The following is a 15,350-nucleotide window of genomic DNA, read 5'->3' as shown; positions in this document are numbered from 1 at the left end:
CTGCCTCCTGTTTTTTTATGTGGATACGCCAAGTGATATCCGGCCTCTTTCGGCAGGGTTATTTTAAGCATCCCAATCATTCGACGAACATGGTAGACTGTTGATATGAGATTCTAGTGAGGTGACTATACATGAAACAATACTTGGAGCTGCTGCAAGACATTCTTGATCATGGAGTAGAGAAAGGGGATCGCACGGGGACGGGAACGTTATCCGTATTTGGAAGGCAGCTGCGTTTCGACCTTTCTAAAGGCTTCCCTCTGATGACAACCAAGCGGATTCACTTAAAATCGGTGATACATGAGCTTCTGTGGTTCTTAAGCGGGGAAACGAACATCCGGTATCTTAAAGAAAACGGCGTGCGGATATGGGACGAATGGGCGGATGAGAACGGCGATTTGGGACCGGTCTACGGCTCGCAGTGGCGAGCGTGGGAAACGCCGGATGGACGCCATATCGACCAGATTGCCAACGTCATCAATTCGATTAAAAATAATCCCGACTCCCGGCGTCATATTGTCAGTGCCTGGAACGTGGCAGAGATCGATAACATGAAACTGCCTCCATGCCATTTTGTATTCCAATTCTACGTGGCGGGCGGGAAGCTCTCCTGTATGCTTACCATGCGTTCTGTGGACAGTTTCCTCGGACTGCCGTTCAACATCGCGAGTTATGCGCTGTTAACCCATATGGTTGCCCAGCAGTGCGACCTGGAGCCGGGTGAATTCATCTGGTCGGGTGGCGATGTCCATATCTATTCCAATCATATGGAACAGGTCAGAACGCAGCTTGAACGCGAGCCTTATGCGCTGCCGAAGCTGGTCATCAAGCGCAAGCCGGAGAGCATCTTTGATTACACATTCGAAGATTTTGAATTCGAGGGTTACCAGTATCATCCAACCATCAAAGCGACCGTAGCTGTGTAAATGAAAAAGTGGTGGCAGATATTCGGTGAAATCCATTCGTACAAGGAAGGAGTGACGTTGTAATGATATCGATGATATGGGCAATGGGCGAGGACCAGGTAATCGGGCTGAACGGCACCATGCCGTGGCGATTGCCACGGGATATGGCCTTCTTCAAGGAGACGACCCTGCACAAAACGATTCTGATGGGGCGCAAGACCTGGGAGTCCTTTGGCAGTAAACCGCTGCCTCACCGAAAGAACATCGTGCTGACGAGAGACGAGAATTTCACGCTGACGGACGATCAGGGCATCGTGATCCATGATATAGAAGAAGCTCTTCCCTACGCGGAGAACGCAGAGCTGATGGTGATCGGCGGATCCCAGATCTATGAATTGATGCTTCCGAAAGCGGATCGGCTGTACTGCACGTTTATTGATGAAACTTTTGAAGGGGATACATTCTTCCCCGAAGTGAACTGGGACGAATGGAAAATTATCGAAGAAGTTCCCGGCATAACGGATGAAAAGAATCCGTATGCCTACCGGTTTGTTACATTTGAACGAAAATAAAAGAGCTTGATGACGAGCTTTGAAGGGATAGACATACTCCAATCCATCCATGTTGACAACGTTTTGTTAGTAGGATAATACAAATGATCATGCATATAGTCCATTTAACAGGAGAAAAGCGAAATGCTACTATATTTTTAATGTTTATACACATCGCTGCTTAAATAGCCGCTAATCATGGGGATTCATGTTCTGATAAAAAATTTTTTAGCATAAATAGAAAAAATAAATCAGACTGAAACCTGTTTCTTGGGTCATCTGAAGATCGATGTCGGATGATTTATGATATGATAAATTGTACATGGTAACCAGCATGGATAGAACGGATGGGGGTAAAGCAGTATGTCTACACCAACAGGATTTATGGAATATCAGCGCCAGCTTCCGGCAGATCGGAGCCCGGCCGAACGAGTTAAAGACTGGGAAGAGTTTCATAAACATTTAGAAGAAGAAGAGCTCCAGACCCAGGGAGCACGCTGCATGGACTGCGGTACGCCATACTGTCATACAGGAATCGATATGCTCGGCGGCACTTCGGGCTGCCCGATTCATAATCTGATTCCGGAATGGAACAATCTTGTATACCGGGGCTTGTGGAGAGAAGCCTTGGAGCGTCTCCACAAAACAAACAACTTCCCTGAGTTTACCGGACGCGTATGTCCTGCTCCTTGTGAGGGTTCCTGCACCGTCGGTTTGATTGGGGAGCCGGTTACGATTAAATCCATCGAGCAAGCGATCATCGACAAGGGCTTTGAAGAAGGCTGGGTCGTTCCCGAGCCGCCGACGAAGCGTACGGGACGGCGCGTAGCCGTTGTCGGTTCTGGTCCGGCAGGGCTGGCTGCGGCTGCTCAACTGAACAAAGCAGGCCATTCCGTAACCGTCTATGAACGTGCCGACCGTATCGGCGGATTGTTGACTTACGGGATCCCATCCATGAAGCTGGACAAGGGTGTTGTTCAGCGCCGTGTAGATCTGCTCGCAGCTGAAGGCGTCGAATTCGTTGTCAACACCGAGATCGGCAAAGACATTCCCGCCAAGCAGCTAATGGAAGACTACGATGCCGTCGTACTGTGCGGCGGTGCAACGAAACCGCGTGAATTCAATATTGAGGGAAGTGACCTCAAGGGCATTCATTATGCGATGGACTATCTGAACGGAACCATCAAGAGCCTGCTGGATTCGGGTCTCGAGGACGGCAACTACTTATCGGCAAAAGACAAGGACGTTATTGTCATCGGCGGCGGCGACACCGGCTCTGACTGCGTCGCAACAGCGCTTCGTCACGGCTGCAGCAGCGTTACCCAGTTCGGCACACATAAACAGGCTCCGCTGCAGCGTGATCCGATTGCGAACCCTTGGCCGCAGTTCCCGAACGTGTACACGCTCGATTATGCACACGAGGAAGCCAAAGCGCTGTTTGGCAGCGATCCACGCGAATTCTCCATTATGACGACGAAATTTGTCGGGGATGAAGAGGGTAATCTGAAGGAGCTTCATACCGTTCAAATCGAGCGTATTGTAGACGAAACCGGCCGTAAAGTGTATCAACCGATTCCGGGCACGGAGAAAGTATTTCCTGCTCAAATGGCGTTCATTGCCATCGGTTTTGACGGACCGGAGCATACGCTGGTCGAGCAGCTTGGACTTGAAACGGATCGCCGTTCCAATGTGAAAGCACCGTATGGCAAATATACGACCAATGTGGATAAAGTATTTGCCGCCGGAGACATGCGTCGCGGACAAAGCCTCGTGGTATGGGCCATCAACGAAGGCCGCGAGGTGGCGCGCGAGGTAGACAAATATTTGATGGGTGCGACCGTACTGGTTTAATCCTTCTCCTAAATATGCTATCATATGAATAGTAGTTAAAAGGACTTCGCGAGAGCGAAGTCCTTTTTGGAGTTAGCCACCGCCATGGTTACTCATCGGGGAGGAGAATGTCATTTGAAAACGTTGGTCATTGCCGAAAAGCCGGATATGGGGCGGAACATCGCTGCGGTCATCGAGCCGCGAGCCAAGAATAACCGTACATATCTTGAAGGTGAGCAATACATCATAACTTGGGCTATCGGACATCTGGTTGGGCTGGCGGAGCCGGATGCATATGATCCGAAGTACAAACGCTGGAATTTACGGGACCTGCCCATCATTCCGGAGCAATTCAAAATCATCCCGAATCCGAAAACCAAGGATCAGCTGAAGGTCATTGGAGAGGTCGCCAAGCGCTGCAGCCATATCGTAAACGCATGTGATGCGGGACGAGAAGGACAATATATTTTCGCTCTTATCCAACAACAATTAAAATTGAAACAGCCTGTAAAAAGACTATGGATTTCGGATTTAACGGCGGAAAGCATCGCCCGGGGGTTTGCGGAGCTCAAGGACGGCGTTGAATTCGAGAATTTAACGCAAGCTGCGCGCGCACGCAGTGAAGCCGATTGGTTGATCGGTATGAATGCTTCGCGTGCCTTTACGACCCGTCATCAGACTTTACTGTCGGTTGGGCGGGTCCAGACGCCGGTTCTGGCTCTGATCTATGACCGCCAAAAGGAAATTGAAGCTTTTGAATCGCAAACGTTCTACGACGTGAAGGCCTTGTTCAAGCAAGAGCAGCTGGAGTATACCGGAACATGGCAGGGAGAGCGGCTGACCTCGCAAGAGAAAGCAGAGACGATCGCAGCCAAGGTTCAGGGGAAGAATGGCCTCATCACCAAATATGAAGTCAAAGAAACGAAAGAATATCCGTTTAAATTGTATGATTTGACCCTGCTTCAGCGTGAAGCCAATGCCAAATACGGATACTCTGCAAAAAAAACGCTGGATCTTGCGCAAGCGTTGTATGAGCGTCACAAGGTGATTTCATATCCGCGTACCAACTCCAATTACGTGAATGAACAGAACATCGAAGGCATGCACAAGGCACTTCACATGCTGAAATCGACCTCTTATGCATCGATGGCGGAAGGAGCGGATCCTAGCCGGGTGCACATTAATAATAAAGCGGTATGCAATCCGCAGCGGGTTGAGGATCACCATGCCATCTTGCCGACGTTAAAGCGTCCGGGTACGCTCAGCAAGGAAGAACAGCATATTTACGATCTGGTTATCATCCGGTTTCTCTCGCATTTTTACCCGCCGGCCATGTACAAGCAGCATACAGTGCTTACCGAGGTTGAGGGCGAAACGTTCAAGACGGGAATTAAGGAACTGCTGTCACTTGGCTGGAAGGTGCTAATTGCCCAGGATAAAGAGCAGAAGAAAGCCAAGTCTTCCAAGAAGGGAAAAGAGGACGAGGAAGAGGAGACCCAGGAATGGAACGATCGTTCCTTTGATCTGTCCCCCGATAAGCCGGTGCACTGCAAGAAATCCGAAGTGAAAGAAAAGGCAACGCAGCCGCCTAAGAGTTATACGGAAGGAACGCTGCTGAAGGCGATGGAAAGTGCCGGGAAATCCATCGAGGATGAAGCGCTTCGGGATGCGATGAAAGACAGCGGGCTGGGAACGCCGGCTACCCGTGCAGCGACCATTGAACGCTTGAAGAAGGTCGGATACATTACGATGCAGGGCAAAAGAATCACGGTTACCCAAAAAGGAAGGACGGCGGTGGAGCTGATCCGTCATGCAGGCGTAGAATTACTTGCTTCGCCTGAGATGACGGGTCAATGGGAACGGCGTCTTCACCAAATATCCAAGGGCGAGGCTTCCGCCGACGTGTTCATGCAAAACGTGCAGAAGTTTACCATTTCGATCATCAATAAGGTATCCTCGCAGCGTCCCGCGCCTTCGTCGCTTTTCGGCGGAGATGAGGACAAGTCCAAAGGCAGAGGGAAGCGAAGCACGGGAAAAGCTGCCGCAACCTCGCGCGACAAGGAAGAACGAGCGGTTAAGCGGACTCCGAAATCAGATGCCTCTACTTCAAACGAAACATCGTCCGTACGTTCTTCATTAGGCCGATGCCCTAGACCCGGATGTGAAGGGCATATTATTGAAGGGCGAAAAGGCTATGGTTGTGCCAATTTCAAAACCGGCTGCAGTTATGTCATCTGGAAGGAATTTGCCGGTAAACAGGTTTCGCATGCGATGCTGAAATCCTTGCTGCTGCAAGGCAAGACCCAGGTATTATCCTTTAAAAACCAGGACGGCAGCACGTTTAAAGGCAGAATAGTCCTAGCTGCTGAAGGGACCGGAAAGCTTGCTGTTCAGGCAGAGGACTCGAGTGAAGCCGTGAAATCGTGAAACGGCACAGTTAAATAAAAAAACCGAGCCCATCAGGGATACCATCCTTGATCGGTTCGGTTTATTTTATTTAATCCAAATGCTCTTCAATGACCTCGGGCACTTCGGTCAGCGCCGATACGGTATATAACACGTTATGCGGCTCTTGCTTCAGTTCGACCAGGTTATATTGCCATTCGCGTTGTTGTTTGATATAAATGCTGTTGATGCCGGCCGTCAGCGCCGGAACGACATCGGTGCGAAGCGAGTTGCCGATCATCCACGTATCGGAGCGGGAGAATGTCCCCATCGTGAGGATTTCTTCCAACGCCGCAATATTTTTATGCTGGCGAATGTAGATTCGGTCTTTGAAGTAATTGGCCAGCTTCATCTGTTCGATTTTCCGCTTCTGAATCCGGGTCTCGCCTCCTGTGTAGAGGTGGAGGCAATGACCATCCTCCTGAAGCTTCTCGAGCGTCTCAACCATGCCGGGGTAGGCTTCGATTTCCTGCTCATATACACTGAGTCCTAATTCGTAGAGAAGCTCTTCTTCCTTGAGCGAGCCTTCTCTTCCATGAACGCGGCCGAAATAATGATACGTATCGATAAGGGACTGCGGGAAGTTCGCACTTGCAAATCCCAGCTTATCTATGCCGGCTACGTCGATCTCCATCTGCTTGGCTCGGACTTCTTCGGTAGTCAAGCCAACATGTTGAAACCATTCGGTCATCCACTCGAAGTAATCGCCAAGGATCAGATCGAAATATTTGTTGCAATGTATTAATGTGTCATCCATGTCGAAGATAATATGCTGCGATGTTTTACTCATGGTTCACTCCTTCTTACTATGAAAGTCGAATGTATGACTCCAGGAACATCTGAAGTTCGGCAGCCCCATCCGGCCGCAGGCTGAATCTTTCGTTATTCTCGGATTTCAGATGGGAGCGCAGCAAGCCGGCTGCCCTTAAAATCATCAAATGGTGCATCAATTCCTCATAAGGCTGACCCAAATCGGACGCCATTTCGGACACCGCCTTCGGCTCATCGGCAATATATCGCAGGAGACGCAGGCGTTCCGGGTCCGCTAGAGCCTCGGTCATGCGGAGGAGAACGACGGGCGGCTCATCTTCCTCTTCTTCCGGGATATCGATCGGATACTGCAGCAGGAGTACGTTCTCATAGAAGCAATAGGTATTGATCGGCCGGAAATGTGTGCCCGGGAATAGGATTACGTTCTCCTGAGGCACGTCGTCGAGTATAACGCCGCTAGAAGCGTATTCGATTAAATTTTCGTCGTCCATTTTCGGAAGGAGCATTCGCTTCTCTTCGGCATCTTCTTCCAAGAGCTGATACAGGTCAGGCTCCACTTCCGAGAAGTAGTGCTCATGCCACAACTTCATCAACGGTGTGTAGTTTTCTCGAATTCTAGATGTTTCATCCAGCGAGAGGGACGGCAAGTGCGGCAGAAGCAGGTCATGCAGCTCTTGCACGGCGGAAGATTCGATCCAATTCAGAAAATCCGGGATTTCAAGGTGCTCTCCCCGAAGCATGATCAAGGCGTATAACACATCATAATCCGCGAGTGGCCATGAACGGGCTCGACTGAACTGGACGCGAACAGGTTGAGGTAATCGCTCGTCCATCTCTGTTATCAGCTGTTTTCCGATATCCAGGTTATCGGTCCATTTCCTTGTTGCATATATCATGAAGCTGCCCAGCAGCTCGTAGACCATAGATACATCAATACTCACTTTATATTTCATTAACGGATACCCTCCCAATTGATGGCATTGTTATTATTATGGCTTGTATGGATTGGGCTTGTCCACTATAATGTTCATTTGACTGTTTAAATTCATCGTTTTTTCACATTAGAGGAGGACTATATTTCAGTGACAGAAGCTGTAACCCCCCGTCAGGGGAGAACTCATTATTTCATTTTAATTGCCGTCGTGGTTGCGGCAGGTTTAAGCCAGGGACTGTTATTGCCGGTGCTGGCTATTTTTTTGGAGCGGATGGGCATCTCATCCTCCATGAACGGATTGAACGCGGCGGCGTTATATGTGGGCTCGTTTGCCATGACGCTCGTAGCGGAAAGACTTCTCGGGTGGGTCGGTTTTAAAAAACTGATCATTTCGGGACTGGTGCTGGTGATGCTGTCACTGGTCGCCTTTCCGCTAGTTCCGAGTGTGGCCGTCTGGTTTGTACTGCGCGTGCTCGTGGGTATTGGCGACAGCGCACTTCATTATGCGGCACAGTTATGGGTGCTGATGATGTCAACGGTTAAGAACCGGGGGCGAAGCATATCCTTTTACGGCATGTCCTATGGTTTGGGATTTAGTATAGGGCCGCTGGGCATTCCGCTGCTAAAGTATGGCGAGGCGGTACCGTTTATCATTCTGGCGGTGCTGTTCTTGTTCATTCTGCTGGTCGTGCTCTTCAAACTTCCGAACTTGAAGCCGGAAAAAAACGAGAATGGGGAGCAGCAGCCGGCTGGACGCTATCTCAAAAGCTACCGCCTGGCCTGGTTTGCGTTGATTCCCGCGTTTCTCTATGGATATATGGAAGCAGGCATTAACAGCAACTTCCCGGTCTACGGGTTAAGAAGCGGGTTTACATTGGGCGAAATTTCGGCATTGCTTCCTTTTGTCGGCATCGGCGGTCTGGTGCTGCAGCTTCCACTCGGCATTTGGAGTGATAAATTCGGACGCAAACGGGTGCTGACCATCGCCGGTATTGTGGGCGGGTGCTGTTTCTTGCTCATTCCTGCGGCAGGAACGAATTTCTGGGCAACCTTAATATTGCTAACGCTGGCCGGCGGCCTGGTCGGTTCCTTCTTCTCCCTCGGGTTGGCTTATGCGGCGGATATCCTTCCCAGAGTGCTGCTGCCGGCGGCCAACGTCGTGGCTTCCTTCCATTTTAATGCGGGCAGCATAGCAGGTCCGAATGCGGGGGGCGCCATCATGGAAACGGGGTGGAACGGAGGGATTTTCGTTCTGCTTGGAGGATTGTATATTCTGTTTGCGTGTACGGGATTATGGTTTAAAGTCAAAACTGCATCAACACAGGAATAGAACGCGTGTTCTCATGGCAATTGCTTTCGCTTTCTTCTAAACTAGAGAGTAGGAATATGCACTTGACGGGAGAGACGATAACATGATTAAAGTGGATCGGCTGAAGAAAACGATGGGTCCTGAACGCACACCGGTGTTAAAGGATATCACTTTTCAGATGGAGCACGGGGAAATGATCGGTCTGATCGGTGCTAGCGGAAGCGGGAAAAGCTTGTTAATGAGCTGTCTATCCATGCAGCAAAAATGGGACGGCGGCAAATTAACGATTGATGGCGAAGATATGATGAATCCTGCGGGAAAACGGAGAATTCGCCGGGAATGGGCTTATCTTGAGCAGAACCCGTCCTTGAATGTTAATCGAACGGCACTTAAGAATGTATTGATCGGACAATCCAGCCAAACACCGCTGTGGCGGATGGTAACCGGGATGGTCCGGTCTGATGATTATATGGGAGCTATGGATACGATCGAGCACCTTGGGTTGTTGGACAAGGCCAAACGAAAGGCCGGCGAGTTAAGCGGCGGCGAGAAGCAGCGAATTGCTATTGCCCGCGCACTTGTGCATGGGGCCAAGGTAATTTTGGCGGACGAGCCGGTCACGGGACTTGATCCATCTTCTGCCGAGCATGTATTAAAAACACTTAAAACCCTGTGTGAGGAAGAACGTTTGACCGTATTTACTGTTATACCTTTAGAGCTGGCCGAAAAGTATTGCACCCGGATTATGGGTCTATCTGGAGGACAACTAGTCGTGGACGTGACCGGAAGACGTTTAACCCATGGCGAGAAGTCAAGACTGTAATTATCGATCACTTGTCGCAAGGCGAAAGCATAGAAATGAGTTGATACTTATTGAAATATAGAGTGATGCAAGCCCTCTTGGCAGGCTTGTTATTATTGATCATAAGCGGCTGTACGTTTATTCAGGAGGACCCGGTCTCCTTAATGAAGAAACCGGATTTGCCGACGGATAAAGCGACGTTGAATGGCGCCATCCAATCTGCGCTTCTGAAGAATAAGCTGGAAGGCTCCATTGTCCGGCCGCGAAGTGACGTGGATAGCAGTTCAATCCGTATTCATGACTTGGACAATGACGGAATTATGGAAGCTGTCGTCTTCTATCAGACGCCGGACGATGAAGTGAAAATCCATGGCATGATTATGCAGCAGCAAGGCGATACGTGGGTGAAGAAGCTTGATTTCGACGGAGAAGGGACGGTATTGGAGTCTTTTGATTTCGTCGATTTTACGAATGACGGCAAGGTCGACATCGTAGCTGGCTTCTCCCGCGGAGACGAGAATCTTCAGAACCTGCTGGCCGTGTATTCATTCTCAGGGGATTCACTCGAAAAAATACCGGCTTTGCCATATTCGAACTTTAATATCGGAGATATGAACGGTGATAAGATCAACGATATTACGGTTGTCTATCTTCAGCAGAAGGAGCTCTCATATATCAGCACCTATCAATACGACAAATTCGAAGATGCCTTTGTCGAGCTGAACAAGCTGGATCTGGGACCCAATATCGAAAGTTATTACAATGTTGTCGCAGGGAAAGTGGCCAAAAACAAAGAAGGTATCATCTTGGACGCTTCGGTTGTGTCTAACTCTTCTTATTCCAAGCTCATCATTATGGAGGATAACCAGTTTATTGACGTCCTTCAGGATGAATTGCTTACCTACAAGGAACTGCCTGTAGAGAGCGAAGATGTGAATGATGACGGTATTTTAGAGTTTGGTGTTCTTACGAGACCGAGCGGTTGGGAGGATCGGCTTATTCTGGAAGAGATCCCGTTCTTCACCACGTACTTCCAGTGGGACGGAGTGGTACGGGAGAACAACGAAAAAGAAGGGCTTCAATTCGTGCTCCAAAGGTACTACGATATGAACAATCGATTCTATCTGGACTTTCCGCCAGACATGTATAATAAGATTACCATCACGCCGGAATCCAACAAAAATGCTTATTTGAATTTTGTGACGACCGACACGGGAGAGTCCGTTGCCGAGATTAAATTCTTTTCAAAGGCCCAGTGGGGAAAAGCCGAATCCGATTGGGAGATTCTGGTGAAGGAGAAAAACCGCGTAATTGCTTATCGCAGTCATGGCGATCTGAAATTGAGTAAAAAAGATAAAAAGCCAAACAGCAATAATGTGGCTCCTATCGAAAGAAAGGGGAACTAGACCTTGAGTAAAGTGCTCATATTAGAAGATGAAGAATCTATCCGCAGTTTTATCGTAATTAATCTGAAACGAAACGGCTTTGACGTCCTGGAGACTGGGGATGGCAACGAAGCCCTTCGTTTGCTGCAAACGACGCCAGATATCGATATCGCCTTGCTTGATGTCATGGTACCAGGGATTGACGGATTTGAAGTTTGCCGCAGAATTCGGGAAACGAACGAGCGGATCGGTATTATTTTCCTGACGGCAAAAGTTCAGGAGCAGGATAAAGTGTATGCCCTCTCCGTTGGTGCCGATGACCACGTAAGCAAACCGTTCAGTCCGACGGAGTTAATCGCCAGGCTGCAATCTTTACTGCGGAGGGTGAATGTCCAGCGTGCGGGAACCGCCAAGGTATCGTTTCAATCAGGTCCCTTTACGCTGGATCTGATCTCCAAGCAGTTTAAGAAGAACGGGCAGCCGGTGGAGCTGACGCCAACAGAATTTTCGCTGGTGCAGTTTTTCCTGGAGAAAGAAAACACGCCGCTTAGTCGTGATGTGCTGCTCGATCATGTATGGGGCAAAGAATATATGGGTGACCCCAAAATCGTGGACGTGAACATTCGGAGACTGCGCCAAAAAATCGAAGGCAATCCTTCCGAGCCGGAATACCTCCAGACGGTATGGGGACACGGCTATAAATGGAAGGGTCAGGGACAATGATCATCAAAAAAGGCATTCGGCGGCAAATCGTGCTGCACTACTTCCTGGTAGTGTTCATCGCCTTGCTGCTGATTGAGGTTATATTTCTAATCGCTTTACGATCGTATTATTACGATACGGTATACAATCATATTTTGAATCACATTAATACCGCCAACGCCTTTTATCAGCCCTTCCGATTAACCTCGACGGAGAACGCTAACCAGTTGAGCGAGATGGTTCGCCATTTTGAATTGTATACAACGGAGCTTCAAATTTTGAATCCGGGTGGTCAAGTTCTCTCCACATCCACCGGTTTCGAAATAGAGCAGACCATCAAGACCAGTGATGTCACCCAAGCGCTTGCAGGCAATACGGGCCATTGGATTGGTAAGCAGCAAGGTACGGGGCAGATCGTAATGGCTGTATCTCAAACCGTTTCGAACGGATTTGAGAAAACGTACATTCTTCGTTATGTGACTTCGCTTGAGTTCATTAACGACAAGCTAATGAAAATCACGCTGTTTGCCGTCAGCATCGGTGGGGCCGTGCTAGCGCTCGTGCTTGCCTTCAGCATCGGGCTGGCCAACTCCATCGTAAAGCCGCTCAACAACATTACCACGGTATCGGCGCAGATGGCCAAGGGCAGGTTTAACGTGAGAATCAAAGGCGATTATAAATACGAGCTTGGTGAGCTGTCGTCAACCCTGAACTACATGGCGCAGGAGATTGTACGAAGCAATCAGGTAAAGGATGATTTTGTTTCATCCATTTCGCATGAACTGCGGACTCCGCTCACAAGCATTAAGGGCTGGAGTGAAACGCTCGACTCCGGCGGCTATGATCCGGAAGAAACGAAGATCGGGATGCAGATTATATCCAAGGAAACCGATCGCTTGATCGGTCTTGTTGAAGAGCTGCTCGACTTCTCCAAGCTCCAGCAGAATGAGATGAAACTTGTGAAGGGTATCGTGAATTTACGGGAGCTTCTGCAGGAGATTATGCTCAATCTGTGGACGAAGGCCGAGAAGAAGGGCATCCAGATCAAACTGGAGACTGATGAAAAACCGATTCTCTATGGGGATGCCAACCGCTTGAAGCAGGTGTTTCTGAATATTGTGGACAATGCAATTAAATTCTCGCATGAGAACGGCTTGATCAACCTGTCCTTCGCTATGGAAGACAAGTTTGTGATCGTAACCGTGGAAGATCACGGTATTGGCATATCGGATGAACATCTGCGGCGGGTGAAGGACCGGTTCTTCCAGGTTAATCCACTTAACGGAGGAACGGGCCTGGGCCTGGCGATTACGCAGCAGCTCATTGAGCTCCATGGGGGCACGATGGAGATGGAAAGCGAGCTCGGTCACGGAACATCCGTTATCGTCAAGCTGCCGCTGCCTGAAGGGAAAATACCGATGGCCGGCGGATTAGAGAACGGTGAGGATGACGTAGCCGGACCGACCATTTAAGCTTTGCCGGGTTACCGGCAAAGCTTTTTCTTAAGACTAACAGAATTCATAAGTTTCTAGCGAAGCGTGAGCAATTCTGAAGCATAGGCTCCACTTTGTGGGGCTGTTTAAAAGGGGGGGTGAGGAATTGGGATACACAGCAGCAACGTTTTCTACGGAGCAAGGTCTGTTTGAATTAAAAGCGGCTGAAGCAGAACAGGCAGGGGAGATGCTGTCGCTTCTCAAGGAAGCGGCGGAGGTGATGGAGCAGCAAGGACGCAAGCAGTGGAGTCCATCGCTCTTTTCCTTGGACTTGATGGAGCAGTACCTGGCGGAGCGCGAAGTGTTTATCCTGTGGCACAGTGACCTGGCCGTCGGCATGTTCACGTTACAGTATGGGGATCCAGCCTACTGGGGAGAGCGTGACGATCCGGCTTATGGATATTTGCATCGGCTGACCGTACGCGCTTCCTATCGGGGGCTGGAGCTGGGTACGAAGATGATTTCTTTTGCGGAATCGTATTTGTTATCGAAGGGTAAACTGGGGTTCAGACTGGATTGCGTATCCCATCTGCCAACGCTGAATCAATTTTATCAGCGCCAAGGATTTCAGTTCGTGGCTGAGCAGGATATGGGTGGTCGCTTCGTGAATTTATATGAGAAGAGATTTTTTGCATAATTTTACCGTGTTACAAAATCTATGTCGCATGCGCTTGAGACACAGTCAGCAGGGCACGATACATGAGAAAAAGCGATCCGTCACGGATCGCTTTTTTGTATAAAAGTCTGAAGGGATTTATCTCAGAGCTAATATTCTGTTGAAGAAACTCGTTTAAGATGAAGAGACATTCGCCCGCAAGCGTCCTTTTTCGTATACATCCTGAAGCAGTCGGGACGGTTGGGTACGAATGGTTGGTTTCGGGAGCACGGTCTCGTAAGGTCCAACGACCACAACGTTGCCGGGAGCTCCTTTTACAATCGCTCCATCCTTGATGATCGCTCCCTCGCCAATAATAGCATGCTCGATATGGACGCCCTTGCCGATTTTGGCATTCGGCATGACCACACTGTCCTTGACGATGGAGTATTTGCCGATCTCTGCACCGCAGAATATAACGGAGCTCTTGGCTTTTCCTTCGAATGTGCATTGGTCATGAATCAAGCAGTCCGTGTGTTCCGCATTGCGTGTCCGCGCTGCCGCAAGTTTGGTCTTCCATGCACGGGTATACATGGGCCAATCGGATCTCTCCAGCACAAGCTCGTTTTGGCTAAGCACATCCATGTGGGCTTCCCAGAGGCTCTCTACGGTGCCCACATCGCGCCAGTAGCCCTGGAAGCGAAATGCAAGCAGCGACTCTTCTCCGGACAGCATCTTAGGGATGACATCCTTCCCGAAGTCATGGCTGGAGTTTGGATCAGCTGCATCCTCAATGAGGTGCTGCTTCAGATAGTCCCAACGGAACAAATAAATGCCCATTGAGGCAAGGTTGCTTTGCGGTTCTGCCGGCTTTTCGGCAAATTCAATGATATTGAGATTGTCATCAACGCTCATGACGCCGAACCGGCTGGCGTCTTCCCAAGGCACTTCCATCACGGAGATCGTGGCAGGAGCCGCTTGTTTCATGTGAGCTTCAAGCATTTCGCGGTAATCCATCTGGTAAATATGGTCCCCGGATAGAATAAGGACGTGTTCGGGATTTTGATCATCGATGTATGGAATGTTTTTATAAATGGCGTCTGCTGTACCCAAGTATCCATCTTGGTGCGTGCTGTTGGATGGAAGCAGAGCAATGCCTTCGCGTCCTGTATGTGTTAGTCCCCAGGGTTCACCTTCACCGATATGTTCGTGTAATGATTCTGCCTCATATTGTGTAAGTACTCCAACCGTATCGATTCCGGAGTTCACACAATTGCTGAGAGGAAAATCGATTATACGATAATGTCCGCCAAAAGGAACGGCGGGTTTTGCCAGCTTGGACGTAAGGGGAGCTAATCGTTTACCCTCTCCACCGGCCAGAAGCATAGCAATACAGTCTTTTCTCTTCATCACGTTTCCCTCCCAATGTATTTTCACGTTGTACATTACATAAACGATATTCCCGGGGTTTGAAACGATTATATTGAAAAAGTAAATTGAAAATTACAAAATTATTTTTCAGGGACATTTTTTATTTTCAACATGGTTAGAATGGGGTAATAGCACTAATAATATTGGATTTTTAAGAAAAAGCGGGTGACGATGATTGAACCAAGCAGTTAGGGAAG

General features: G+C 49.2%; 13 protein-coding genes. 10 read left to right on the top strand and 3 right to left on the bottom strand.

Translation table 11 applies throughout. The features are described 5' to 3' along the window. Positions 1–131: 131 nt before the first annotated feature. The 4 genes from thyA to ACQKPA_RS08830 all read left to right on the top strand — a co-directional run bounded on the left by thyA (position 132) and on the right by ACQKPA_RS08830 (position 5,713). Positions 132–926 carry a thymidylate synthase gene (gene thyA / locus ACQKPA_RS08845; RefSeq protein WP_427491345.1) on the top strand — a complete coding sequence of 265 codons (795 nt, stop codon included), beginning with the start codon at positions 132–134 and terminating at the stop codon, positions 924–926. Between the two features lie 62 nt (positions 927–988). Then, complete coding sequence (locus ACQKPA_RS08840) at positions 989–1,477, top strand: dihydrofolate reductase (RefSeq protein ID WP_427491343.1); 489 nt, start codon at positions 989–991, stop codon at positions 1,475–1,477. Between the two features lie 342 nt (positions 1,478–1,819). Next, entirely contained in the window at positions 1,820–3,307 is a 1,488-nt protein-coding gene (locus ACQKPA_RS08835; RefSeq protein ID WP_427491341.1) for a glutamate synthase subunit beta, read from the top strand. A 114-nt stretch (positions 3,308–3,421) separates the two neighbouring features. Further along, positions 3,422–5,713, top strand: a complete 2,292-nt coding sequence (locus tag ACQKPA_RS08830) for a DNA topoisomerase 3 (RefSeq protein WP_427491339.1) — start codon at positions 3,422–3,424, stop codon at positions 5,711–5,713. 70 nt (positions 5,714–5,783) lie between these two features. Here the strand turns inward: ACQKPA_RS08830 and ACQKPA_RS08825 are convergent, their stop codons facing one another. Next, entirely contained in the window at positions 5,784–6,521 is a 738-nt protein-coding gene (locus ACQKPA_RS08825; protein ID WP_427491337.1) for an HAD family hydrolase, read from the bottom strand. Positions 6,522–6,537: 16 nt separating this feature from the next. After that, positions 6,538–7,455, bottom strand: a complete 918-nt coding sequence (locus ACQKPA_RS08820; RefSeq protein WP_427491335.1) for an ArsR/SmtB family transcription factor — start codon at positions 7,453–7,455, stop codon at positions 6,538–6,540. 129 nt (positions 7,456–7,584) lie between these two features. On the opposite strand from ACQKPA_RS08820, the gene ACQKPA_RS08815 reads away from it, so the two are divergent. From ACQKPA_RS08815 to ACQKPA_RS08790, 6 genes are all read left to right on the top strand, one after another. Beyond that, a complete protein-coding gene (locus ACQKPA_RS08815; RefSeq protein WP_427491333.1) occupies positions 7,585–8,766 on the top strand; it encodes an MFS transporter in 1,182 nt (393 codons plus the stop codon). Between the two features lie 82 nt (positions 8,767–8,848). Further along, positions 8,849–9,568 (top strand): phosphonate ABC transporter ATP-binding protein, encoded by a 720-nt coding sequence (locus tag ACQKPA_RS08810; protein ID WP_427491331.1) that lies wholly within the window; start codon positions 8,849–8,851, stop codon positions 9,566–9,568. A 143-nt stretch (positions 9,569–9,711) separates the two neighbouring features. Then, complete coding sequence (locus tag ACQKPA_RS08805; RefSeq protein ID WP_427491329.1) at positions 9,712–10,953, top strand: hypothetical protein; 1,242 nt, start codon at positions 9,712–9,714, stop codon at positions 10,951–10,953. Positions 10,954–10,956: 3 nt separating this feature from the next. After that, complete coding sequence (locus tag ACQKPA_RS08800; RefSeq protein WP_076321185.1) at positions 10,957–11,655, top strand: response regulator transcription factor; 699 nt, start codon at positions 10,957–10,959, stop codon at positions 11,653–11,655. After that, positions 11,652–13,106: a sensor histidine kinase gene (locus ACQKPA_RS08795; RefSeq protein ID WP_427491326.1), complete on the top strand. Its 1,455-nt coding sequence runs from the start codon at positions 11,652–11,654 to the stop codon at positions 13,104–13,106. Before ACQKPA_RS08800 ends, ACQKPA_RS08795 begins: the two co-directional genes overlap by 4 nt. Positions 13,107–13,233: 127 nt before the next feature. Further along, positions 13,234–13,764, top strand: a complete 531-nt coding sequence (locus tag ACQKPA_RS08790; RefSeq protein WP_427491324.1) for a GNAT family N-acetyltransferase — start codon at positions 13,234–13,236, stop codon at positions 13,762–13,764. A gap of 153 nt (positions 13,765–13,917) precedes the next feature. On the opposite strand, the gene ACQKPA_RS08785 is transcribed toward ACQKPA_RS08790, so the two are convergent. Beyond that, complete coding sequence (locus tag ACQKPA_RS08785; RefSeq protein WP_427491322.1) at positions 13,918–15,132, bottom strand: glucose-1-phosphate adenylyltransferase; 1,215 nt, start codon at positions 15,130–15,132, stop codon at positions 13,918–13,920. Positions 15,133–15,350: the final 218 nt, after the last annotated feature.

The sequence above is a fragment of the Paenibacillus sp. NPDC093718 genome (genome assembly GCF_050279985.1).
Taxonomy (GTDB): Bacteria; Bacillota; Bacilli; order Paenibacillales; family Paenibacillaceae; genus Paenibacillus_AQ.
This window is presented reverse-complemented; position numbering and strand designations above follow the sequence as displayed.